Source organism: Streptomyces sp. NPDC002958, from assembly GCF_055563255.1.
On record NZ_JBVHDS010000004.1, the window covers coordinates 318290 to 339635 of the forward strand.

17 protein-coding genes and 2 pseudogenes are annotated in these 21346 nt (G+C 67.8%); 15 read left to right on the forward strand and 4 right to left on the reverse strand.

Annotated elements, in window-relative coordinates:
• The first annotated feature begins 98 nt into the window (after positions 1-98).
• The 5 genes from ACZ3IC_RS10330 (at position 99) to ACZ3IC_RS10350 (ending at position 6074) form a co-directional block, all read left to right on the forward strand.
• Positions 99-224, forward strand: a complete 126-nt coding sequence (locus tag ACZ3IC_RS10330) for a hypothetical protein (protein ID WP_467414571.1) — start codon at positions 99-101, stop codon at positions 222-224.
• Positions 225-908: 684 nt separating this feature from the next.
• The gene (locus ACZ3IC_RS10335) at positions 909-1805 is read left to right on the forward strand and encodes a hypothetical protein (RefSeq protein WP_467414573.1); all 897 of its coding nucleotides are present in this window, start codon (positions 909-911) and stop codon (positions 1803-1805) included.
• Positions 1802-3535 (forward strand): hypothetical protein, encoded by a 1734-nt coding sequence (locus tag ACZ3IC_RS10340; RefSeq protein ID WP_467414575.1) that lies wholly within the window; start codon positions 1802-1804, stop codon positions 3533-3535. The genes ACZ3IC_RS10335 and ACZ3IC_RS10340 overlap by 4 nt, the downstream gene beginning before the upstream one ends.
• A complete protein-coding gene (locus ACZ3IC_RS10345) occupies positions 3532-5673 on the forward strand; it encodes a site-specific integrase (protein WP_467414577.1) in 2142 nt (713 codons plus the stop codon). The genes ACZ3IC_RS10340 and ACZ3IC_RS10345 overlap by 4 nt, the downstream gene beginning before the upstream one ends.
• Positions 5670-6074 carry a hypothetical protein gene (locus ACZ3IC_RS10350; RefSeq protein ID WP_467414578.1) on the forward strand — a complete coding sequence of 135 codons (405 nt, stop codon included), beginning with the start codon at positions 5670-5672 and terminating at the stop codon, positions 6072-6074. Before ACZ3IC_RS10345 ends, ACZ3IC_RS10350 begins: the two co-directional genes overlap by 4 nt.
• Before the next feature lie 37 nt (positions 6075-6111).
• On the opposite strand, the gene ACZ3IC_RS10355 is transcribed toward ACZ3IC_RS10350, so the two are convergent.
• The gene (locus ACZ3IC_RS10355) at positions 6112-6240 is read right to left on the reverse strand and encodes a hypothetical protein (RefSeq protein ID WP_467414579.1); all 129 of its coding nucleotides are present in this window, start codon (positions 6238-6240) and stop codon (positions 6112-6114) included.
• A 176-nt stretch (positions 6241-6416) separates the two neighbouring features.
• On the opposite strand from ACZ3IC_RS10355, the gene ACZ3IC_RS10360 reads away from it, so the two are divergent.
• The 4 genes and pseudogenes from ACZ3IC_RS10360 (at position 6417) to ACZ3IC_RS10375 (ending at position 9118) form a co-directional block, all read left to right on the forward strand.
• A complete protein-coding gene (locus ACZ3IC_RS10360; RefSeq protein WP_467414582.1) occupies positions 6417-6992 on the forward strand; it encodes a P-loop nucleotide/nucleoside kinase family protein in 576 nt (191 codons plus the stop codon).
• Between the two features lie 123 nt (positions 6993-7115).
• Positions 7116-7562 carry a GFA family protein gene (locus ACZ3IC_RS10365; protein ID WP_467414583.1) on the forward strand — a complete coding sequence of 149 codons (447 nt, stop codon included), beginning with the start codon at positions 7116-7118 and terminating at the stop codon, positions 7560-7562.
• A 380-nt stretch (positions 7563-7942) separates the two neighbouring features.
• Positions 7943-8266: pseudogene (locus ACZ3IC_RS10370) on the forward strand (GFA family protein); the annotation flags it as partial.
• Positions 8267-8446: 180 nt separating this feature from the next.
• The gene (locus tag ACZ3IC_RS10375) at positions 8447-9118 is read left to right on the forward strand and encodes a transposase (RefSeq protein ID WP_467414741.1); all 672 of its coding nucleotides are present in this window, start codon (positions 8447-8449) and stop codon (positions 9116-9118) included.
• 64 nt (positions 9119-9182) lie between these two features.
• Here ACZ3IC_RS10375 and ACZ3IC_RS10380 read toward each other — a convergent pair whose 3' ends face one another.
• The gene (locus ACZ3IC_RS10380; protein ID WP_467414744.1) at positions 9183-9656 is read right to left on the reverse strand and encodes a GNAT family N-acetyltransferase; all 474 of its coding nucleotides are present in this window, start codon (positions 9654-9656) and stop codon (positions 9183-9185) included.
• A 166-nt stretch (positions 9657-9822) separates the two neighbouring features.
• Between ACZ3IC_RS10380 and ACZ3IC_RS10385 the strand changes: the two genes are divergently transcribed.
• Positions 9823-10725: a transposase gene (locus ACZ3IC_RS10385; protein ID WP_467414586.1), complete on the forward strand. Its 903-nt coding sequence runs from the start codon at positions 9823-9825 to the stop codon at positions 10723-10725.
• Between the two features lie 181 nt (positions 10726-10906).
• On the opposite strand, the gene ACZ3IC_RS10390 is transcribed toward ACZ3IC_RS10385, so the two are convergent.
• On the reverse strand, positions 10907-13588 hold the full coding sequence (locus ACZ3IC_RS10390) for an NACHT domain-containing protein (RefSeq protein WP_467414588.1): 2682 nt from the start codon (positions 13586-13588) through the stop codon (positions 10907-10909).
• Positions 13589-13669: 81 nt separating this feature from the next.
• Here ACZ3IC_RS10390 and ACZ3IC_RS10395 point away from each other — a divergent pair.
• The 5 genes and pseudogenes from ACZ3IC_RS10395 to ACZ3IC_RS10415 all read left to right on the forward strand — a co-directional run bounded on the left by ACZ3IC_RS10395 (position 13670) and on the right by ACZ3IC_RS10415 (position 19390).
• A pseudogene (locus ACZ3IC_RS10395) lies at positions 13670-14415 on the forward strand (transposase).
• Positions 14416-14944: 529 nt separating this feature from the next.
• On the forward strand, positions 14945-16150 hold the full coding sequence (locus ACZ3IC_RS10400) for a tyrosine-type recombinase/integrase (protein WP_467414590.1): 1206 nt from the start codon (positions 14945-14947) through the stop codon (positions 16148-16150).
• 479 nt (positions 16151-16629) lie between these two features.
• A complete protein-coding gene (gene pcaDC / locus ACZ3IC_RS10405; RefSeq protein ID WP_467414746.1) occupies positions 16630-17892 on the forward strand; it encodes a bifunctional 3-oxoadipate enol-lactonase/4-carboxymuconolactone decarboxylase PcaDC in 1263 nt (420 codons plus the stop codon).
• A 13-nt stretch (positions 17893-17905) separates the two neighbouring features.
• On the forward strand, positions 17906-18562 hold the full coding sequence (locus ACZ3IC_RS10410; RefSeq protein WP_467414593.1) for an MBL fold metallo-hydrolase: 657 nt from the start codon (positions 17906-17908) through the stop codon (positions 18560-18562).
• Between the two features lie 48 nt (positions 18563-18610).
• Positions 18611-19390 (forward strand): exodeoxyribonuclease III, encoded by a 780-nt coding sequence (locus ACZ3IC_RS10415; protein WP_467414594.1) that lies wholly within the window; start codon positions 18611-18613, stop codon positions 19388-19390.
• A gap of 219 nt (positions 19391-19609) precedes the next feature.
• Here the strand turns inward: ACZ3IC_RS10415 and ACZ3IC_RS10420 are convergent, their stop codons facing one another.
• A complete protein-coding gene (locus ACZ3IC_RS10420; protein WP_467414596.1) occupies positions 19610-20788 on the reverse strand; it encodes a Cmx/CmrA family chloramphenicol efflux MFS transporter in 1179 nt (392 codons plus the stop codon).
• Between the last annotated feature and the right edge of the window lie 558 nt (positions 20789-21346).

Genomic DNA, 21346 nt, shown 5'->3' on the forward strand with positions numbered 1-21346 from the left:
GTCGAGCTGCCCCAGGCGATGGACGGCTTCCTGACGATCGCCGAGGGGATGACACACTGGTGGGCTCAACTCGCCCACCGTGCCTGGGAGATGAACTGATGAACGCCACCCCCGACATCGTCGGCTCTGTCCAGGAGCGCTCCGGCGGATGCCTGTGCGGACGGATCCGCTTCACCGTCAAGGGCAGGGCCGTCTACCCGCACCTCTGCTTCCCTGATGATTGAGTGAGTTCAAGGGACTCACAGGGGTGGTACATGGACGAGTGGTGGCTGGTGTTCGTGCCGGATCCGGGGCGGTGGGGGCCGCTGCCGGAGGAGGGGGTGCTGGGGGTCCACGACCTGCCGGCAGCTGTGGCCGCGGTAGGGCTTCAGCCGGGCGATCCGGTTTTTGTGCGGCCTGATTTCGTGGTCGATCCCGAGCTGCTGGAATTCGTACTGTCCTCGGAATTCCAGCAGCTGGAGCGAGAATCTCGGCGGAATTACGCGCTGGATATTCGGCTGTTGCTGACTTGGTTGTGGCGACGCGGGATCCCGTGGAGGCAGGCGACCGAGAGCGACTTGCGCGCGTACCGGGAATTTCGGTGTGACTCGCCACTCAACCCAAGCCGAATCAGCGGGGCGAAGTGGGATCGGGAGGCACCGGCTTTCACACGGCTCTACCGGTGGGCGAAGGTCACGCCGCTGCCGGTGGACAGCCGGCGCCGGACGGACCGCGCCGCGGACGCCCGCAGCTCGCGGGTGTCGTGGCTGACTCCGCGCACCTGGGGTCTTTGGCAAGACGTGGGCCTTCGCGGCCTCGGTCCCGACGGAACACCGGTGCCGGGGTGGGACGCGCGGACCGAGCTTCGGAACACCTCGTTCGTCGGGTTCACGCTCAGCTCGGGACTGCGGCGGCAGGAATCCGGCGCCATGTTGACGTTCGAAGTGCCGTCCCGTCCGCTGCGCTCGGGCCGCTACTGCCACGGGCAGGTGGCCCGAGCGCTGTCCCGGTCGAAGCGAGACCGGACCTTCTACGCCTCGGTCGATTCATTGCGCCAGGTCAGTGCCTACGCAGAGTCGGAGCGGGCCTGGGCAGTCGAACGAGCCCAGGCCCAGGGACGCTACGGGAAGTTGCTGCTGATGCGGCTGATCACGAAGGTCACGACGGGCCGCACCCCGACGGTCTACTGGGTCGACCACGACGGCGTCCAAGGCCGATATGACCTGAACCGGCTCGACTGGCGTGAACGGCAGTGGCTGTTCGTCGAGGGACCACAGGGCCCGGAGCCGGCGTGGTTGTGGCTGACCGAGCAGGGCATGCCCATGCTGCCGGACCGCTGGAACACCGTGTTCCGGCAGGCCAACCAGCGTTGCGAGCAGGCTCTGCTGACTCCGCAGGAACGGGAGACATCCCGGCTGCTGCGGGTCGCGGAGATCCGTGGGAAGGTCCCGTACGCGACACCCCACTCCATGCGGCACTCGATGGCGCTCTACATGTTGATCCTGCTCAACGAGTTGATGGACAAGAAGTACGGGCTGACCGCCGCGGACCGGCGCGACTTCGCCCAGCTCTACGGCGACCCGTGGTGGCTGGTGAAGACCCTGTTGGGGCACAAGGACGTTGAGACGACGAAGGAGCATTACCTCCGCCCGGTCATGCATCTGCAGCTGGAGTCGATCCTCGCCTTCGACACCGAAGACGAGCACGGTGAGGCCGACGAGACAAAGGATCTGAACGGTCTGTTCGCCCGGCTGGCCCGGGAGACCTCCGGGATCCAGGACATCGAGCTGCTGGTTGACGCCCTGCCCGTCGCGGAAGCGTCATGAGCGGGAGAGGCCGTCGAGCGGTCCTGCCGCCGCCGGACTTCCAGGCAACCCAGCGAATAGCCGCCGACGGACTGCAGGCCACCGTGATCAACAAGGAGGGCTACAAGCGGGTCTTCGACTTCGCCGAACTGTCTGTACCCCAGCCGATGCGCCGCTCACTCGCGCGAGCGTTCGCCGCGCAGTCCATGGGGTGGAACAGCCACTCAAGCGGCGAATCGTATTGGCGGTCTCTGGAGATCTTCGCCCGGTTCCTCAAGGACCAGGGACACCCGGCCGAGGACCTCGGCGACCTCACCTCGGCCACGCTCCGACTCTGGCGCAACAACCACAAGGACACCCCCGGCGGGCGCGAGGCCCTGGCGAAGATGCGCACGCTGCTGAAGCGAGAGCCGCAGCTGGCACAGGGCCCGGCCGCCGAGGAACTAGCCCGCCCGGTTCCGAAGAAGGGCAAGCCGTCCAAGCAGTCCTACCGGCCGTCGGAGCGCGCCCAGGTGCTGCTGGCCGCCGAACGGCAGTTCCGTACCGCGCTGCTGCGGATCCGGGAGAACACCACGCTGCTGGACCGCTACCGGGCAGGCACGCTGGACCCGGCCAGCCGTGAGTGGAGGGTCGCGTCCGTCCTCAAGTGCTTGGCCGCCACGGGCGAACTGCCCGGGTACCCGGACAAGGAGGGGAAGGTCTACACCCGGGCCGAGAATCTGCTGCGCGGAAAGAACCGCGGGAAGACGACCGGCCGGCTGTTCCTGAGCCGGGCGGAGCTGACGGCGCTGGCCGTGATGATGACCGACCGCTACGGCTGGAACCTGTCGGTCTACGACCGTTTGCGCGTGCCCGTCATCACCCCGTCCGCAGGAGAGAAGACCACGGTCACCTACGAGGTCCTGGTGGAGAAGCGCCGCTCCGGCGAGGGCCGGTGGTTCGCCACGGAGAACTACACCGACTCCGGCGCGGACTCGCCGGGCCGGCTCATCACCCTGGCCCTGGAAGCAACGCAGCACGGGCGGACCCTGGCTGCCGCCCTGTCACCGGGTCACGACCTGCTGATGGCCGCCCGCAACCGGCGCCGTGACGACGTGGACTCCAATCTGGACCGGCCCCGGAACGTCGGTCCGTTGTGCTTCGGGGTGTCTAAGGCCGATGCGCGAGTCTGGGCCAGGTCCCACCACATCGGCTCGCCCTTCCAGCGTGCCCGCAGGACCACCGTCATCACGACGGGAAAGCCTCTGCAGCACAAGCCCGGCACCCACGAGAGCATCTACGTCCTGCCCGACGAGAACGTCCAGGAAGCCGCCGTGGACGTGATCGCGGCGGGCGCCGAGGAGGCCCTCGAACAGGCCCGCGACTACACCTTCTACGGGCGCCTGACAGAGGCGGCCGACGCGGCCCATCAGGAGACCGCGACGGCGGACTGCGCGGATGAGGACAGCAGCCCCTGGCCGGACCCGAACGGGGGCTGCGGCGCCGACTTCCTGCTCTGCCTGTCCTGCGAGAACTCCCGGGTCCACACCGGTCACCACCCGCGCCTCGCGCTACTGCGGCGGCAGTTGATCTCGCTTCGCTCCGCCTGGCCCGAGAAGCTCTGGCGCGAGCGCTGGGACGAACATCTCCTGCGACTCGATGACCTGCGGGCGAAGGTCAACGAGAGCACCTGGGATGCGGCACTGCACCGGGTAACCGACCGCGACCGAATGATCATCGACCATCTACTCGAAGGAGACCTGGCCCCGTGACGACCGCACTGTCCATCGAGGCCGATCCCTACATCCTGCCGCTGCCGGAACCAGACAGCCCGGTCGTCATGGACCGGTGGATCAGCGCCGGAAACACCCACCCCAACTCCCTTCACAGTGACGATGTCTGGTCGCTGGGACCGCTGACCGACAACCCCGGGGACAGCATCCACAAGATCAATCTGAAGAAGTGCCCGGCTGCCTTGCGGAGTGAGGTCCGTCGTGTCCTCTGGGTGCTGATCAACGGCGAGCTGCGCCCCACCTACATACGGGAACGCGGCTTTCAGAACCGGACACGCGACGGCGTGATCAGCATGCGCGACTGCATCATCCAGTGGATGAAGTTCGCACGCTGGCTCGACCGGCAAGGCGTTTCCCGGCTCAGCGACTGCACCACGGAGCATTGGAAGGCATACGCCGCCAAGTGCGCCAGCGGCTGTACGCGCGGTTATGCCCTGACGGTTCTGCGCTGGCTGTCGGACATGTGGGCCTTCGACCAGCTGTCGGTCAGCCCTTGCGGCATTACGCGTCCTCCCTGGGAGGTCGAGGGCGTCGACGACTATCTCCCTGCCGAGACAGGAGAGGCGGGCGGGGAGAACAAGACCGAGCCGCTGGATCCGACCGTGATCGGCCCTCTGCTCACCTGGTCGATCCGGCTGGTGGAGGACTTCTCCGGCGACATCCTGGCTGCCTGGGACGAACGCCGGCGCATGCACGCACAGGTGAAAGCCGCCAAGAGCACCCGCGAGGGACTGGCAGCTCTCAAGAGCTATCTGCTGCCTCTGGTCAACTCCGGCGCACCGTTGCCCGCGACCGTGAGCCGGCTGCACGGCGTCACACTGGCCCACCATTACGTCGCCGCGGTTACCGGGTGCAGCCGGACCCAGGTCCAGAGCTTCGTCGCCCGGCATGGACTCTACTCACTCGCGGGTCAGCGGCCTGGCCCCAGCCCGATGCAGGTCCCGGTTACGGGCCGGATCGAGGGACGACCATGGCGCGAGTTCATGGACTACGAGGAGACGCCGATCCTGGTGCGGCACCTGGCTACGGCAACCGCAATCGTGATCTTGTATTTGACCGGGATGCGCTCCCAGGAGGCACGGTCGCTGCGGTCCGGCTGCTGCCCCGACCCGCAGCCGAATCCCGACGGCTCCATGCCGCGGCATCTGATCCGCTCCCACCACTACAAGAACGTCCGCGACTCCGACGGGCACCATGTCTCCGCCGGCGAGGAGCGGGCCGTTCCATGGGTCGCGATCACTCCGGTCGTCAACGCCATCCGTGTCCTGGAACGCCTCGTCCCCAAGGGCGAGCTCTTGTTCAGCTCCACCCACCACGACATCGTCTCCCAGCGAAGACACCACGGTGCGCTGAAGCGGAGCACGCTGGATCGCCGCGTCGAGACCCTCGTGTCGTGGATCAACCAGGAGGCCACCGCTCAAGGTCTGGAGGCTCAACAGGTACCGGAGGACCCGCACGGGAACCTCGGACTGAGCCGTCTACGCAGAACCCTGGCCTGGCACATCGCCCGACGCCCCGGCGGCCTGGTCGCCCTTGCCATCCAGTACGGGCACATGCGTACAGCCCTGGATGCCCGCACCTCCACCGGCTACGGCAGCCGCGAGCGTAGAGGCTTCCACGGGGTGCTCGACGTCGAGACCGCCCTCGCCGCCGCAGAGACCGCAGTGCGGCTGCGCGACGCCACTGCGGCCGGCGAGAAGATCTCCGGCCCGGCAGCTCGGCGGGCGATCATCGGAGCGACCTCTATGCCCAGCTTCGAAGGTGCCCTGACCACCCCGAAGGCCGCCGCCAAGTTCCTCGCGCGCGACGGCCTCGTGCTCTTCGACAACCCGGACTCCTTCCTCATCTGCGCTTTCAAGCGCGACACTGCCCTGTGCGATCCGGACCCCGGAGCGACGGCGCCCAACCAGTTCGCCTGCCAGCTCGGCTGCGGCAACGCGATCCGTACCGACAGCCACGCATGTGCGGTACGTGAGCACGCCGATCGACTCGATACGAAGGCAGCCAACGTGCCCGAGCCCCTGGGTAACCGGCTCCGCCGGACCGCCGAGCGCTTCCGCGCTCTCGCTGAGGCCCACGACTCCGCCGCCCAAACCGCCGAGGAAGCCGTCGCATGAACGAACAACACCTTGACGAACGCACCCGCATCCGCGCGGCCATGGACCGCCTCCTGGCCGGGCAGCCCACCAGCTCCAATGGCAGCCTCACCGTGGCCGCGCTCGCCGCGGAGGCGGGCGTTCACCGCATGGCTCTGCAGAAGCGCCACGCCGACCTCAAGGAAGAGTTCTACGCGCGGGTCCGTACCGAAACACACCAGACCCCGGAAGTCGAAAGGCGGCTTCGCAAAGAGGTCGTCCGCCTGAAGGAGGCACTCAAGGACTCCCGGGCCGCCGAGGCCGCGTCCCGGCATCGAGCGGAGCAGATGGCCCTCGCCGCGGCCGTCCTCCTGCGGAACCCCGGAGGCCGGGGCCAGCCTGTTTCCGACAACGTCATCCCGCTCCACCCGCCGGGCGACTGAGCGGCGGCCTGCCGCCAACGGGGGTGGCCTGGGAAGACTACTGAGGCGGCCGGTCCCACTGCGCTTCGCCGCCCGCCACGTCGAAGAGACGCTCCACTGCTACTGGCGCCAGCCCCTCCAGACGTGGGTCGAAGAGTTCACCGCCAGAGGCTTCGTCATCGAACATCTGGAGGAACACCGCCCCGACCCGCAGATGGCCCACCGCCATCCCCGTGAATACGCCAAACTGTCCCGCGAGCCGGGATTCATCGCCTTCCGGCTAGCCAAGAACACCCTGCTCACCCCGCGACCGACGACCGACACGAACAGGTAGTTCGCTGTGCTGACCTGCGAGAACACGCCATGACCCCCACACTTGCCGTCGTGAGCGGCGGCCCAGGCACGGGCAAGACCACGCTCGCCCACGCCCTCGCCCACAAACTCGGATGCCCCGCCATCATCCGGGACGAGATCAAGCAAGGCATGGTCATGTCCACCCCCGGATACCAGAGCGGCGGGGACGACCCCCTCAACTACCCGACCCTGGACGCCTTCTTCGGTGTCCTGACGGTTCTCCTCCAGGCCGGGGTGACGGTCGTGGCCGAAGCCGCCTTCCAGCACCGGCTGTGGCGACCGAACCTGGAACCGCTCGCGGACCTCGCCCAGATCCGCGTCATCCGCTGCACCACGCCTGCCGCGATCGCTCACGACCGCATCGTCCAGCGCGCCGAGGAGAACGCCCACCGAGCCGCGCACGGCGACCATGACCTGCTCGAAGCGATCGCCGCGGGAGACCATTCACTGGAGTCCTTCGTCCCGATCTCCATGGACGTTCCCACCCTGACCGTGGACACCTCCAACGGCTACGCCCCGGACATCAAACACATCTCCGCCTTCGTGCGGACGGCCACGGCAGACGAATCCCCCAGCGCCAACTGACGGAGAACGCCTCCGTCAACTCGCCCTCCCCCTGACCTGACCACTAGTGCCAGCAGCTTCCTGACCATGGAAGCGTTGGCACCTGATGACCCCAACCTCCGCTTCGCGCACGGGAGATGCCTCATGACCACCACGCCCGCCCCAGCCCTCGACGGCCAGGGAGCCGAAGAAGCCGCGGAACGTTTCGGCGGCTGCCTCTGCGGTCGCCTCCGCTTCACTGCCCGGGGCCCTGCAGTCTTCCCGCACACGTGTGAGTGTGAACATTGCCAGAAACTCGGCGGTACCCCCGTGATGTGGTGGGTGGGCTTCAAGACGGTCATCTGGGCCGGCGAGGATGGCGAGCCAACCTGGTACGAGACCTTCCCCGGCGAGGCGAAGCGCGGCTTCTGCCCGACTTGCGGTAGCCGCGTCGCGGCGATCGACTGTGACATCCCGGAGATCGGCATCAACGTCACGGCCCTCGACGACACCAGCGGCGAAGACCTCGTGCCGATCCACGCGTCCTTCCACGACAACGCCGTGCCCTGGCTGCCCTCGGTCGCCAAGACCGAGCCCAGCGCGACCGGCTGACCCGAGGCAGTCCAGGGACGCTCAGGGAACTTCAATATGCGCAGGGCTACTTCTTCGACGAATTCCGACTGACGCCCCCGCCGCGGAGCGAAAGCGGAAGTGAGAGTCAGGGCCTTGAGTTTTCGGGCGCGGCCGGTTTCGAGGAATCTGTGTGCGCCGAGAGTCGGGGCACCGTGGATGAATTGCGAGCCGTTCGCGATCGGGTTGGCAGATTTCATCGAAGACGCCCTCAACGCACCGGTAAACGCGGCAGAAGTGGGCTCACAGGAAGCGTTTGTCCCGTCCGTCAGGCGGTCGCCCTAACCCTTCGGCAGCCGCACTGCGCACCAACCAAGAAGAGGGGGCGCAAGATGTGAACACAAGAACTTGACAGGGAAACGTGCAGTTGTCCGCACTGCAAGAAGCTCGGCGGCGGCCCGATGATGTGGTGGGCTGGCTTCGCCCCGGACGATGTCACCTGGACCAACGGGATCGAGCCGACCTGGTTCGAGACATTCGAGGGCGAGGCCCAGCGCGGCTTCTGCCCCAACTGCGGCAGCCGCCTCGCGGCGATCGACATCGACGTACCCGAGCTCGGCATCGTCGTCACGGCCCTGGACGACACCAGCGGAGCCGACCTCGTCCCCGTCAACCAATCCTTCCGCGACGACGCAGTGCACTGGCTGCCCCAGGTCCCGGACACCCAGAACAGCCCCGTCGGCTGACACCCGCAAGACCGCCGGGGGCCGGCAACCCTGACCTGCCAGCCCCCGGGACCCGTCCTGCCTGGAACTGCCTGCGCCGGTCCGGCTCGCCGTCCGACCCGTCCAGCATCAGGCCCAGGAGAACTCATCGTGCTCACTCCGAACGCCACCAGCGAGTACGGCGCCCTGCGCCACGTCGCCATGCGCTACGTCGGCGACGTCACCCCCGACCTCGACGGCCCCGACGTCCATCCCGTCCTGACCCGCCAGAAGACCACCAGCTCCTGGAGGCCGTACGCCCCGGCCACCGTCCGTACCCAGCAGGACACCCTGATCGACCTGCTGCGCAGCCGCGGCACGGAGGTGACCCTCCTCGACGCCACCGTCAACAACCTGCTCTTCCCCGGCGCCCGCCAGGCCGTCCAGATCAAGCGCCGCCGCACAGACCGCAAGACCGGCAAGACCGGCATCACCACCGTCTACGCCGTCACCAGCCTGACCGCCGAGCAGGCCACCCCCGCCCAGCTCGCGACACTGATCCGCGACCACTGGAAGATCGAAGCCCTGCACCACGTGAGGGACACCACCTTCGCCGAGGATGCTTCCCAGTTGCGGACCGGCAACGCGCCCCGCGCCATGGCGACCTGCCGCAACCTCGCCATCGGCGCCCTACGGCTGAGCGGCGTCAAGAACATCGCGGCCGGTCTTCGCCGCAACGCGCGCGACGCGACCTGCCCACGTGGCGCAGGTTCCTCCCCCCTCGGCCTTCTCGTGCTGTTCTTCGCAGCCAGCCTGCTGCGGGCCGCCGGCACCCCCAGTTCGCGAACGCAGGCGCCTTCCCGCTGCTCCTGGCCGCGCTCGCGGTGTCCCTGAGGGATATACGCGCCCAGAACAACCGGCGCGCGGGAACCACCACGCAGTAACGGGGTGGGGAAAATTAGCCGTCCAACCGCAGCATCAGCTCGTCGACCTCCGCTCCCCGCGCGTTCGCGAAGCCCCGGTCCTCGCCGACGACCTTGAAGCCGCACTTCTCCAGGACCCGCACCGATCCGGTGTTGTCCGCCGCCGCCCGGGCCAGCAGCGGGCGTTCAGGGACCTCGGCGAGCAGCCCCCGCAGCGCCGCGGTCGCGATGCCCCGCCCCCAGTAGTAGCGATCGATGAAATACGTGACCTCCCGCTCGCCCGGATCACCGTACACGGCCGCGTGCCCGACCACATCGCTGTCCGCGAGCACGGTGCGGGTGACGACGTCGGGCGAGGCGAGGATGCGCTTCCAATGCGCGTCGAAGTGGGCCCGGTCCGTCGGGTCCTCGGCGGTGAAGGCGGCCATCTGATTCGACTCGGGATCGCTCATGTGCCTGAAGAACACGGGCAGATCGCTGGGGTGCACGGGGCGCAGGGCGACATCTATGGAAGCCATGGGTCCGACCCTAACGACCTTGGGGGAAAGACGGGAGTGAGTCGGCCGTGACATAGGAAGGGCCCCACGGGTTGGGCGAGTTGTGAAGCTGACCTGGGCCCGTACGGCCTGTACCCATCCTGCCCTGTCAGGGGTCTCCCGCGCACATTTCGGGGAGTTGCTCGAAGAACTCGCCCAGCCCTGGGCGGCGGCCCGCGCGTCGGCCCTGCACGTGATGAGGGGCGGTCCCCGCAAGCGGGCCGAGGGTGCCGGACGCAAGCCGCGCCTGGTGTTCACCGACCGGCTCGCGGCCACCCTGGTCCACCTGCGGCTCGGGCTGCCACATGCCGCCCTGGCCGAGTTGTACGGGGTGGACCGCTCCACCGTCTCCGCCGCGATCCGCGAGGTCAGACCCTTGCTTGCCGCGCGGGGCTTCGCCATCCCGGACCGCCCCGGTCTGCGCATCCGCACCCTGGACGACCTGTTCGCCTACGCAGATGCCGAAGGCGTCGGCATCCGGCTCGACGGCACGGAAGTCCAGGTCCGACGCCCGCGCGCGGGCTGCCCCGGACGCAAAGCCTTCGTCTCGGGCAAGAAGAAGCAGAACACGATCAAGACCACCACATTCAGCGACCACCAGGGCCGCCCCCTGTTCTCCGGTGTCGTCCGCCCGGGCCGCATGCACGACCAGACCGCTGTGCGTACCGAGGGCATCGCCGAACAGTTCCGCCTCCACCCCGTTGTGCACGCCGAGGTCGACTCCGGCTACCAGGGTCTGGCCAAGGAGTTCCCGTCGCAGGTCAGCGCCCCGCCGAAGAAGCCGGCCCAGGACGCTCCCGACGGCGACAAGCGTGCCTGGCGCGAGGCGCGCAGGCGGCAGTCATCGGCCCGCATCGTGGTCGAACACACCAACGCCGGGTTCAAGCAGTGGCATCCGCTTCAGCGCTACACCGGACGCCGCGAGGACTACGAGCAGACCCACCTCGCCATCGCTGGCCTGGTCTCCGACCGCGCGGCCCGACGCACGACCCGTCGCCTCACGAGCGCCGAACTCGTGCCCGTTTGCGCGACGGCCTGCTGAATCACCCACCAGCCAAACCGCCAGACCAACACGACCCGACCTCAATTTTCCCCAAGGTCGTAAGCATCTGTGGCGTCCGGCGGCTTCCTCGCAACCGCGTCGACGCCGGGCCGTGCACAGCGCTCCAAGGATCGGACGGAGGCGCCGTACCAAGGCGGCGCCGCCTATCGGGTCCGGGCCGTCAGCCCCCCACCGTCGAGGGCGTGTTGACGTGTGGTGACCGGGGGGAAGGAACAGTGGCATGTCGCTGCGCAAGGTGGCGCTGCAGGTCGATGTGCCTGAACTGGTACGTCGCCCCGACCTTGCGCAGTACGCCACGTTCATGCGCGTCCTCTAAAAACACCATCAAGCGGAACGGGACTCGGCGCCTCGACGCCAGATAGATCCGTGCCATGGCCGACCTTCCCCAGGCCGCGCGTTTGAACCCGCTCAGGACCCCGACGAAGGTGCCGAACCCTGTCCACTGCAGGAAGAGCTCCAGGGTCTCGGGTCCGGATAGCTCCGGGCTCACGTTCGCGAGCAGGGCCATGAATCCGCATACCAGTCCGCACACGATGGCGCCGGCGGTCTCGAACACCCAAAAGGTCCGACGGTCCAGGGCGAGAAGTGCTGTCGGTCCGACCACGGATGCCTGGTCGGCCTTCCTCACCCTCAGCCCGTCCACAAGTCCGACGAAGAGCCCGCTGATGACTCCGCACAGACAACCAAGAATGATCATTCCCGAACGTGGGGTATCCGGCAGGAACGAGAGGCCGAGGAACGGGACGAAACCAATGGCGAACCCGGCGGCAAACGAGCGGAATGACAGGCGCATACCTGCGTTGGGGGTTCGTGGGTGCACGCGACGGGGGATCCCGAATGCCACTCCGTACGCGATCCCGCACACCAGGCTGAGGACGATTCCGTACAGGACAGCGAAGAGGAGCAGGAGGATGCCGGTGGGCTGGACAGCACCACCTGCCGTCGGGCGCCCCGGCTGCAGGTAGAGCCACAATGCACTTGTGAAAGTTGCGAGGATTCCACCGGTGAAACCGTAGAAGGCCCCATAAATAGTTCCGATTCCGAACAAACGGGGTGACAGGCGTCGTGACGAAGCAGCCGCTGTGGGGCGCATCCGTAGCGGAACCGCAACCATGACTCCGAACAGGATCCCGCCCGTCAACCCGGCCAGGAGCCCGAAGTTGGCCAGTTCCACGCCGCTGAGCTCGACGTCCGCCATGGCCGGGATGTCATCCGAGTCGAGGCGTCCGGGCGCTGTTACCGCGACCAGAACGGCGAACGCGATTCCATAGGCGATCGCGTACGCAAGACCGATCCCGAAGGTACGGAGCGACCAGGGGCGCCGGGGGTCGAGGGGCGTAGGACGCATGGTCGCGGGGATGGAGAACATGAGCGTGAACATGGCCCAGTACATGGGCCATGCCATCAGCCCGTGGTCGAAACTGCCTCGCAGGAGCCCGCTGCCGAGAGCTATGGCGAGACCACCCATGCACCCTGCTGAGAGCCAGCGGATGAACGCTGGAACGGCCTCGTGAAGCTCCCACCAGGCGAGGTCCGGGCTGCCGCCGCGGTTGTCTTCCAGGTGTCGCGCCAGGAAGCCCAGGTACTGCCCGGCTTCGACGGCGTTCCAGCGGGGCTCACCGGCGCCGTACCAGCCGTAGGCAGCCGGAATATAGGCGTTGAACAGATGGGCGTCGAGGTCGGCACGGGTGGGGTAGACCGCCGTGTCGCAGAGCCGGTCCGGGTGAGGGGCCGGATCGAGTGCGGTCCAGGTGCGGACCTGAGGGCGGCGGTTGTAGCTGGTTCGCGCAAGGAACAGGCCGAGCGGGGTGCTCAGCGACTGCCCGACCGCGGAGCCACTGCCCAACTGAGCAGCCACGTTGCGCCAGCGCTCCATGGCCAGGGCGTCGGAAGCACCGTCACCCCGCTGCAAGTAGTCGGCGGCCAGCTCGGGACTCAGCGGAAGCAGCCGGACCACGGCGGCGCTGTTGAACCGCACAGTGACATCCGGCCCGTTGAGCGCGGCGCGGTAGGGCTCCGTCCTGCTGGTCAGTACGGCGGCCTGCCGTGCGGGCAGGGATCGGTTGAGCGTGTCCAGCGCGACGGCGTGCAGCGCGGGCGGCAGCTCGTCGAAGCCGTCCAGCAACGGCACGATGCGCCCCGCCTCCAGCAGGGACTGCGCAAGACTGGGCCCGGACCTGGAGCGGGATGCCGGCGCGCGCAGGCGGGGATAGGCGCTCTGCAGCCGTTCGACCATCCATACGTTGAGAGGCTGGACCGGGTCCCACGAAGCCAGGGAGAACAGCACCGGCACGGGGTCACCGCTCTGCCGGCGCTGGATCAGATCCAGCAGCAGCCGGATGAGCAGAACCGTCTTGCCGGAACCCGGTTCACCGAGAACGACCAGCCGGCGCGTGGGGATCCGCCGGGAGAATACGTCACCGATCTGCGCACCGTCCCCCGCCAGACCGGCAGCATCCGCGGGCCATTCGGCAGGGTCGCCCGGCGCGCCACCCGGCCAGGAGCGTGCCACGTCGGCCAGGTGGGGCCATGGTTCCATCAGGGTGGCGTCGACGCTGCCCCACGCCACCGGCAGTGTGTACGGATCGTTGATCTGGCGGCCGGTGGCCTCCTTCTCCCACTGCGGTCTCACCGCCGCCGCGAGCTCGTCCGCGACCGCGTCCAGATCGGTTGCGCTGGCGTGCTCACGACGGTAAGCCATCCACGCCAGATACATGGGAGCGAGAGCCAGGAGGGTGGCACTCGCCACCCCGATCTTCTCCCCGTTGAGGGTCAGGGCCGCTACCACCCCGCCGGCAATCCCCACAACCACGAGTAGCCCGTACCACTTGCCAGTGGTCATCCTTGTTCCCCCATCGTGCAGCGAGCGGTCCCGTCACATCATGAGGGTTCATAGTCTCAACTCGTCAGCGCAGGTGCCTCGTTGGTCTTCTATCCTGCCGCACTCGACCTGCCTCATTCGCTGGTCGAGTGGGTCACCCTGCTCATCGTCACCCGCGAGGGTGAACGCCGCTGCAAGCTCCCGCCGCACCAACGCGCGCTCGTCGCTCTGGTGTACCTGCGCAAGCACGGCACCCTGGCACAGATAGCCGCTGGCTTCGGTATCTCGGTCGGCACCGCCCATGCCTACACCACCGCAGTGATCGACCTCCTGGCTGCCCGGGCCCCCGGCCTGCTGAAGGTCCTGCGCGAGCACGAACCGCAGTACGTACTGCTCGACGGGACGCTCGCCGAGTGCGACTGGGCGACGGCCGGGCCGACTACTCGCACAAGCATGGCCGCCACGGCGTGAACGTGCAGGTCATAACCGATTCAACCGGGCGGGTGCTGTGGATCTCGCCGGCCCTGCCGGGCCGGTGCCATGACCTGACGGCGGCCCGCACTCACCGGATCATCCGGATCTGCGAACGCCAAGGTGTCCCCGTCTTTGCCGACCGCGCCTACCAGGGCGGCGGCCCCTGGGTCACCACCGGGCGCAGACGGCCGCCCGGTGGGCAACTGTCCCCAACACAGCAGACGGTCAACCGGGCGCTGGCCGCATCCCGGGCACCCGTCGAACGCGGCATGGCACAACTGAAGTCCTGGCGCATCTTCCGAAGATCCCGGATCAGCCCCAACCGCATGACGTTCGTCGCGAAGGCCGTCCTCACCCTGGAGAGGCAATGCTGAAAACGCTCACTGTCAGAGAAGTCGAAACGACTGGGTTCGCTGTCAAACGCCTCGATTGGATGACAAAGCGACTGACTTCACTGTCAAAGGACAGATTCGCCGACGGCAGAAAAGAAATAGCGCCGAAAGACTGGAAAGCTAGGCCGGGGCCATGTCAACGTACAACGTCCCGCGAAACATCAGGTCAGACGGTGCTACTCGTCGGCTGCGCTCAGGTTTCCGAAACTGTTCGGAATGACGCGTTGCGTGAGTTGTCCCGCTGGCGTGGCCCCTACTTGGGAGGCCCGTCTGTCATAGACCACGATCGCCGGTTAGCCAAACCGGCGATCGTCGCGACCATTGAGCAGGTCCGCATTTGGCTGTACTTGGCGGTGGAGCCGTAGCGGACACAGCAGAAGGCAGCGCCCCCCATACCCGCCGCGGAGGAAGAGAAGGGGCATCAGCTGCTGCAGCCCTGATGCCTGCGGCGCCCTTCGCTGAAGCGCAGCGGCTCCTCCCCTCCTGTGCAGTTTCCACACCCTCAAGGAGAGTGAGTATTCTGTCCGATCCCATCAAGAAACTTCCGCCGAACTCGAAGGGGAAGGTTCGATACCGGTTTGTTGTCGACGTAGGAATCGACCCCGAAACTGGGAAGCGTAAGCAGTTGAGGCGCACCTTCGACTCATTGAAGGAAGCTAGGGCTGAGTACGCAAACATAACTAATCGGCGGCATGATGGGTCGCTTGTGTCGCCCAACAAGATCACCGTGAATGAGTGGCTCGACCGATGGTTGGCCATGAAGGCGGAGGACCTCGAAGAAACCACCATCTACAACTACGGGATTACCCTGGACCGACTTCGGGGGAGGCTCGGCAATATCCGTCTCCAGGACCTTGCTGAAGAGCACGTGGAAGAGTGGAGGGACTGGGCGCTGGCGCATGGCCGCGTGCGTGGTAAGCGGGCCGGAACGCCACTCAGTGTCACGAGTGTGGATATGAGCCTTGCTCGACTGAAGGAAGCGCTTGGGAGAGCCGTTACCCGGCGGTTGGTGTACGTCAATGTCGCTGCGCACGTGACCATTCCCCGGAGAGCGCGCAAGGAAGAGCGGAAGACTAAAGAGGAGGTGCCGCCTTGGAATGTCCAGGAGGTTCAGAAATTCATACAAGGAATTAGGGGTGAGCGGCTCTATGCTGCGCTTCTTCTTTCGCTGATGGGGCTTCGTCCAGCTGAAGTCTGCGGCCTCCGGTGGGAAGACGTTGACTTGGAGAACGCCACGATCGTCATTGCCAACACGCGCACGATGATGGGCAACCGGTACGTGGTGGAGAAGGACACCAAGTCTCTTGCGGGTGAGCGGGATCTGCCGCTGCCAGCGCTGGTGCTGGGAGCCCTCAAGGCATTCCGGGCGCTCCAAGCCGAGGAGAGGCTCGCTCTGGGGGAGGGGTACACGGTGTCGGGCTACGTGCTAGCGCACGAGGCGGGCGACGCCTTCACGATCAAGCAACTTCGCCGACGCGCGTACCGGCTTATGGAGCTTCTCGGGCTCCGTCGCGTCAGGCTCTACGACGCACGCTCGTCGTGCTTCACCTTCCTGGCCAACAACGGTGTCCCGGACCACATCCTCGCGCGATGGGCCGGACATACGAACGTAAAGACGACCAAGCGGTGGTACGTCAAGCCGGATGTAGAAGATCTTCGCGGAGCCGCCACCACTTGGGATGGCCTGCACGGGGGTGCGGCGGAGGGGCAAGAGTGAGCCACGTGGACTATCAGCCGAGCAACTTGCCAGCCGTATGGCCAGCAGGTTTGGGGCGACGTGGATTCAGGGTCCGCTTGCTTGTTTTGGACCAGTGGCTGTAACTGAGAGCATGCGGCTGCGGCCAAGCCTTCTACCAAGCGTTCACCGTGTGGTGTTCAAGCTGCTGTTGGGCGGGATTCCGGAAGGTTTCCAGGTGAGTCACGCCGAGTCTTGTCCGTGCCACCACACTTGATGCTGCAACGCGAACCGCCTGGAGGCCGTGATCAAAGGGGGAAGCGCTGCTCGTAGCGACTGAAGGAGGGCACGCGCCCGGAGGGCCCACTGCCGGCACGGCCACGAGCACATGACGGAGAACGTATACCTGGGCTCTAGTCGGCAGGTCCGGTAGTGCCGGAGCGGGGCAAGACCCTAGGTCCACCCCGGCGATGTGACATCTCGTGACAGATGAGAGGGTAAGGCGGGTGAGTGAGACACCGATGAACACCCTGCAATACCGCTTTGACGGGCCAGAAGACGCACCGGTCCTGATCCTCGGTCCCTCACTGGGTACCACATGGCACATGTGGGACCGGCAGATTCCCGAGCTCACCCAGCACTGGAGAGTCTTCCGCTTCGACCTCCCCGGCCACGGTGGTGCACCCGCCCACCCGGTCACCGCCGTCACGGAACTCTCCGACCGGCTGCTGGCCACCCTCGACGGGCTCGGCGTCCAGCGCTTCGGGTACGCGGGCTGCTCCATCGGCGGTGCGATCGGCGCGGACCTCGCACTGCGCCACCCGCACCGGGTCGCCTCGCTGGCGCTGGTCGCCGCCTCGCCCCGGTTCGGCAGCGCCGACGAGTTCCGCCAGCGCGGGGTGGTCGTCCGCACCAACGGCCTGGAGCCGATGGCCCGCACCTCACCGGAGCGTTGGTTCACCGCCGGGTTCGCCGCCGCTCAGCCGGCCATCGTCGACTGGGCGGTCCAGATGGTCCGCACCACCGACCCCGGCTGCTACATCGCCGCCTGCGAAGCACTCGCCGCCTTCGACATCCGCAGCGAACTCGGCCGCATCACCGTCCCGACCCTCGTCCTGGTCGGTGCCGAGGACCGGGTCACCGGACCGGGCGACGCCCGCACCCTGGTCGCGGGCATACCGGACGCCCGGCTCGCCCTCGTCCCCGGCGCCGCCCACCTCGCCCCGGTCGAGCAGCCCGGAGCCGTCACCGATCTGCTCGTCACCCACTTCTCCACGGCCTGGCAGGACACCCTCGCCGCCATCCCCGTCCCGCCCGTCGTCCCGCAGCTCTCCACCCCCGTGCTGCCCATCGCGGAGATCACCGCCGCCGCTCCGCGGCCCGAGACCGGGACCACCGGACACCCCGACCCGTACGAGCCCGGCATGAAGGTGCGCCGCGAGGTGCTGGGCGACGCTCATGTGGACCGGGTCATGGCCGCATCCGACGACTTCACCGGCGACTTCCAGGAGCTGGTCACGCGTTACGCCTGGGGCGAGGTGTGGACACGGGAGGCCCTGGACCGCCGCACCCGCAGCTGTGTCACGCTCACCGCTCTGGTCACCTCCGGCCATCTGGAGGGCCTGGCCGTGCACGTCAGGGCCGCGCTGCGCAACGGGCTCACCCCGGTCGAGATCAAGGAGGTGCTGATGCAGACCGCCGTGTACTGCGGCCTGCCGGCCGCGAGCGCCGCCTTCTCGATCGCCCAGTCCGTGATTCAGGAAGAAACGACGCTCCGCCCGTAGCAGGATGGGCCTCATGAACGCAGTGAACCCCGTGCACCTGACGCTGACCAAGAAGACGCATTCCTGCATCCGTCTGGAGAAGGACGGCCGGACGCTCGTCATCGACCCGGGCGGCTTCTCGGAGCAGGACGCCGCCGTGGGCGCCGACGCGATGCTGGTCACGCACGAGCACCTCGACCACTTCGACGAGGGGCGGCTGCGTGCCGGTATGGAGGCCAATCCGGCCGCCGAGATCTGGACCCTGCGCAGCGTCGCCGACCGGCTCTCCGCGGTCTTCCCCGGCCGCGTACACGCCGTCGGCCACGGCGACACCTTCTCCGCGGCGGGCTTCGACGTACAGGTGCACGGCGAGCTGCACGCGGTGATCCACCCGGACATCCCGCGGATCACCAACATCGGCTTCCTGGTGGACGGTTCGGTCTTCCACCCGGGCGACGCGCTCACCGTCCCCGACCAGCCCGTCGACACGCTGATGCTCCCGGTGATGGCACCCTGGAACAAGATCTCCGAGGTCATCGACTACGTACGCGAGGTCAAGCCGCGCCGCGCCATCGACATCCACGACGCGCTGCTGACCGATCTGGCCCGCCCGATCTACGACAACCAGATCGGCGGCCTCGGTGGCACCGAGCACGGCCGGCTGACGCCGGGGGAATCGACCGGCCTGTGACGGCCTCCGGTCCGGCGACTGTCAGAGGGAGCGGCTAGGTTTACGTACATGCGCATCGCCACCTGGAACGTCAATTCGATCACTGTCCGGCTCCCGAGGCTGCTGGCCTGGCTGGAGCGCACCGGCACGGATGTGCTGTGCATCCAGGAGACCAAGTGCGCAGCCGAACTGTTCCCGGCGGACGAGCTCCGCGAGCTCGGCTACGAGTCCGCGGTCAACGCCACCGGCCGGTGGAACGGGGTCGCGCTGGTCTCCCGGGTCGGCCTGTCCGACGTCGTCAAGGGACTGCCCGACGGTCCCGAGTACGAGAGTGTGCAGGAGCCCCGGGCGATCTCCGCGACCTGCGGCCCGGTCCGCGTCTGGTCGGTGTACGTGCCCAACGGCCGCGAGATCGAGCACGCGCACTATGCGTACAAGCTGCGCTGGTTCGAGGCCCTGCGGAAGGCCGTTGCCGCGGACGCCGCGGGCGCGCAGCCGTTTGCGGTCCTGGGTGACTTCAACGTGGCCCCGACCGACGAGGACGTCTGGGATCCGGCGCTGTTCGAGGGCGCCACCCACGTCACCCCCGCCGAGCGCGCCGCTCTCGCCGCACTGCGCGAGGAGGGCCTGTCCGACGTCATGCCGCGCCCGCTCAAGTACGACCGCCCGTACACCTTCTGGGACTACCGGGAGCTGCGCTTCCCGAAGAACAAGGGCATGCGGATCGACCTGGCCTACGGCAACGCGCCCTTCGTCGCGGCGGTCAAGGACAGCTATGTGGACCGCGAGGAGCGCAAGGGCAAGGGTGCGTCCGACCACGCCCCGGTGGTCGTGGACCTCGATCTCTGACCGTCCGCCCCGCTGCCGGGGTTCGCGCTACCGGGGCTCGCGCCTCCGGATGCGGAACCCCGGCGCGGACGCTCTCCGGCACCTGACGCCTCGGACGAGCCGTCGTTGTCAGTGGTCGTCGATACGGTGGTTGATGTCCTTATCCCGCTTGCTGGCTGCTTGCTGTGACCAGGACAGCCCCGCCCGTTCAGCGCCGGGCGGGGCTTCATCCCCCACACGTCAGAACGCGGGAACGCCGTCCCGGCTCCGATCGGCGGTCCGGCGCATCCCCAGTGACGCCCCGGCGGCACCCAGCGCCAGGACCATGAGCAGCGCGCTCACCCACAGCGGCGACCGGAAGCCGAACCCCGCATTGATCGCGAGCCCGCCGAACCAGGGGCCGAGCGCGCCGCCCACATTGAACGCGGACGTGGCGAACGAGCCGGACAGGGTCGGTGCGTCGGCCGCCAGCCGGAACACCCACGAGATCAGCGCCGTACCCGTGCCGAACGCGAGCATCCCCTGGACGAAGATGAGCACGACCGTTGCGAACGGGCTTTTCGCGGTCACCGCGAACCCGGTCCAGCCGGCGGCGAGCAGGACGAGACCGGTCGCGGTGAGGGCGACCGGCCGTGCGTCGATGATCCGGCCGGCGACGGTGACCCCGACGAACGAGCCCAGGCCGAACAGCGCGAGGAGGGCGGGCACCCAGGCGGCACCGAGTCCGGTGACATGGGTGGCCAGCGGTTCGACGTAGGAGAACGCGCAGAACGTCGCCCCCTGCACGAGGGCGCTCGTCAGCAGTGTCAGCAGCAGCCGCGGACGGGCCAGGGCCCGCAGCTCGTCGCGTGCGGGTGCGGGGACGGACTGTGGCGGCGACCCCGGAATCGTCCTGGCGATCACGACGACGGCCGGTACGGAGACGAGGGCCACGGCCCAGAACGCCGACCTCCACCCCCAGTGCCCACCCAGCGCCGCACCGGCGGGCACCCCGGCCACACAGGCGATGGTGACGCCCCCGACCACCACGGACGTGGCGCGTGCCCGGACCTCGGGTCCGGCCATGGAAACCGCGGTCACCAGGGCCACGGCCCAGAAACCGGCATTCGCCAGCGCCCCGACGACCCGCGTCGCGAGGAGCACCCCATAGCTGGGGGTGAGCGCGCCGATGACATGGACGGCGCTGAAGACACAGAGGAAGAACAGCAGGGCGCGGCGGCGAGGCAAGTTCCGGCTGAAGAGCGCCATCAACGGCGCCCCGACGACCATCCCGATCGCGAAGGCCGAGGTCAGCAGCCCCGCTGCCGGAATGGATACGTGGAGGTCGGCGGCGATGTCCGAGACCAGACCGGACAGCATGAACTCGGACGTGCCCTGGGCGAAGACGGCGAGCCCGAGCGCGTAGACAGCGAAAGGCATGAAGGAACCCCATGGACGGCTGACGGATGGACCAGACAGGGGGTGTGGGCCGCGCCCGCCCGTCGTGACGAGCGGCAACACGGAAGAACGTCCGGGGTGGTCATGGACGGAACTCGACAACGCGGCAGGCGCCGGAGTCGGAGAATCTGCGCACCAGCGCATACGGGGAAACGCAGCCCACACTGCGGCGGTCCTGCGGCGGCAGTCCGGCGGAAGCGATCCCGGCGCCGAAACTCGGCAGCGCGGGATCAACCCGACAGCGGATCAGCCACCGATGGACCGGTGGCTAGTCTCTGTCGGACTCGGGGCTGGACATGGTCGCGAAACTACCAGCGCGGGGGGCTCGCTTCCACCTCTTTTCCGCCGGTGGGTGGGGCCGGAGCGGCCGGAACATCTGGGGTGCACTGGACCGTACCCCTGGTGCAGCGCCGCCAACGCCGACCGGGCCGGGGCCGCCGCCGTGGTGATGCGGCGGGACGGTCGCGGGCCGCGGGCGGCACTGGTTGGTGTTGGTCGCGGCGAGAACGATCACCTCGGCGATGTCCTGCGCGGTGCGAC

What these genes read in the sequence shown, in the direction of transcription:
- ACZ3IC_RS10330 (WP_467414571.1), top strand. Translation starts at nt 99, where the DNA reads ATGAACGCCACCCCCGACATCGTCGGCTCTGTCCAGGAGCGCTCCGGC.
- ACZ3IC_RS10390 (WP_467414588.1), bottom strand. Translation starts at nt 13,588, where the DNA reads ATGACCACTGGCAAGTGGTACGGGCTACTCGTGGTTGTGGGGATTGCC.
- ACZ3IC_RS10335 (WP_467414573.1), top strand. Translation starts at nt 909, where the DNA reads ATGTTGACGTTCGAAGTGCCGTCCCGTCCGCTGCGCTCGGGCCGCTAC.
- ACZ3IC_RS10365 (WP_467414583.1), top strand. Translation starts at nt 7,116, where the DNA reads ATGACCACCACGCCCGCCCCAGCCCTCGACGGCCAGGGAGCCGAAGAA.
- ACZ3IC_RS10415 (WP_467414594.1), top strand. Translation starts at nt 18,611, where the DNA reads ATGCGCATCGCCACCTGGAACGTCAATTCGATCACTGTCCGGCTCCCG.
- ACZ3IC_RS10350 (WP_467414578.1), top strand. Translation starts at nt 5,670, where the DNA reads ATGAACGAACAACACCTTGACGAACGCACCCGCATCCGCGCGGCCATG.
- pcaDC (WP_467414746.1), top strand. Translation starts at nt 16,630, where the DNA reads ATGAACACCCTGCAATACCGCTTTGACGGGCCAGAAGACGCACCGGTC.
- ACZ3IC_RS10410 (WP_467414593.1), top strand. Translation starts at nt 17,906, where the DNA reads ATGAACGCAGTGAACCCCGTGCACCTGACGCTGACCAAGAAGACGCAT.
- ACZ3IC_RS10420 (WP_467414596.1), bottom strand. Translation starts at nt 20,788, where the DNA reads ATGCCTTTCGCTGTCTACGCGCTCGGGCTCGCCGTCTTCGCCCAGGGC.
- ACZ3IC_RS10360 (WP_467414582.1), top strand. Translation starts at nt 6,417, where the DNA reads ATGACCCCCACACTTGCCGTCGTGAGCGGCGGCCCAGGCACGGGCAAG.
- ACZ3IC_RS10355 (WP_467414579.1), bottom strand. Translation starts at nt 6,240, where the DNA reads ATGTTCGATGACGAAGCCTCTGGCGGTGAACTCTTCGACCCACGTCTG.
- ACZ3IC_RS10375 (WP_467414741.1), top strand. Translation starts at nt 8,447, where the DNA reads ATGCGCTACGTCGGCGACGTCACCCCCGACCTCGACGGCCCCGACGTC.
- ACZ3IC_RS10340 (WP_467414575.1), top strand. Translation starts at nt 1,802, where the DNA reads ATGAGCGGGAGAGGCCGTCGAGCGGTCCTGCCGCCGCCGGACTTCCAG.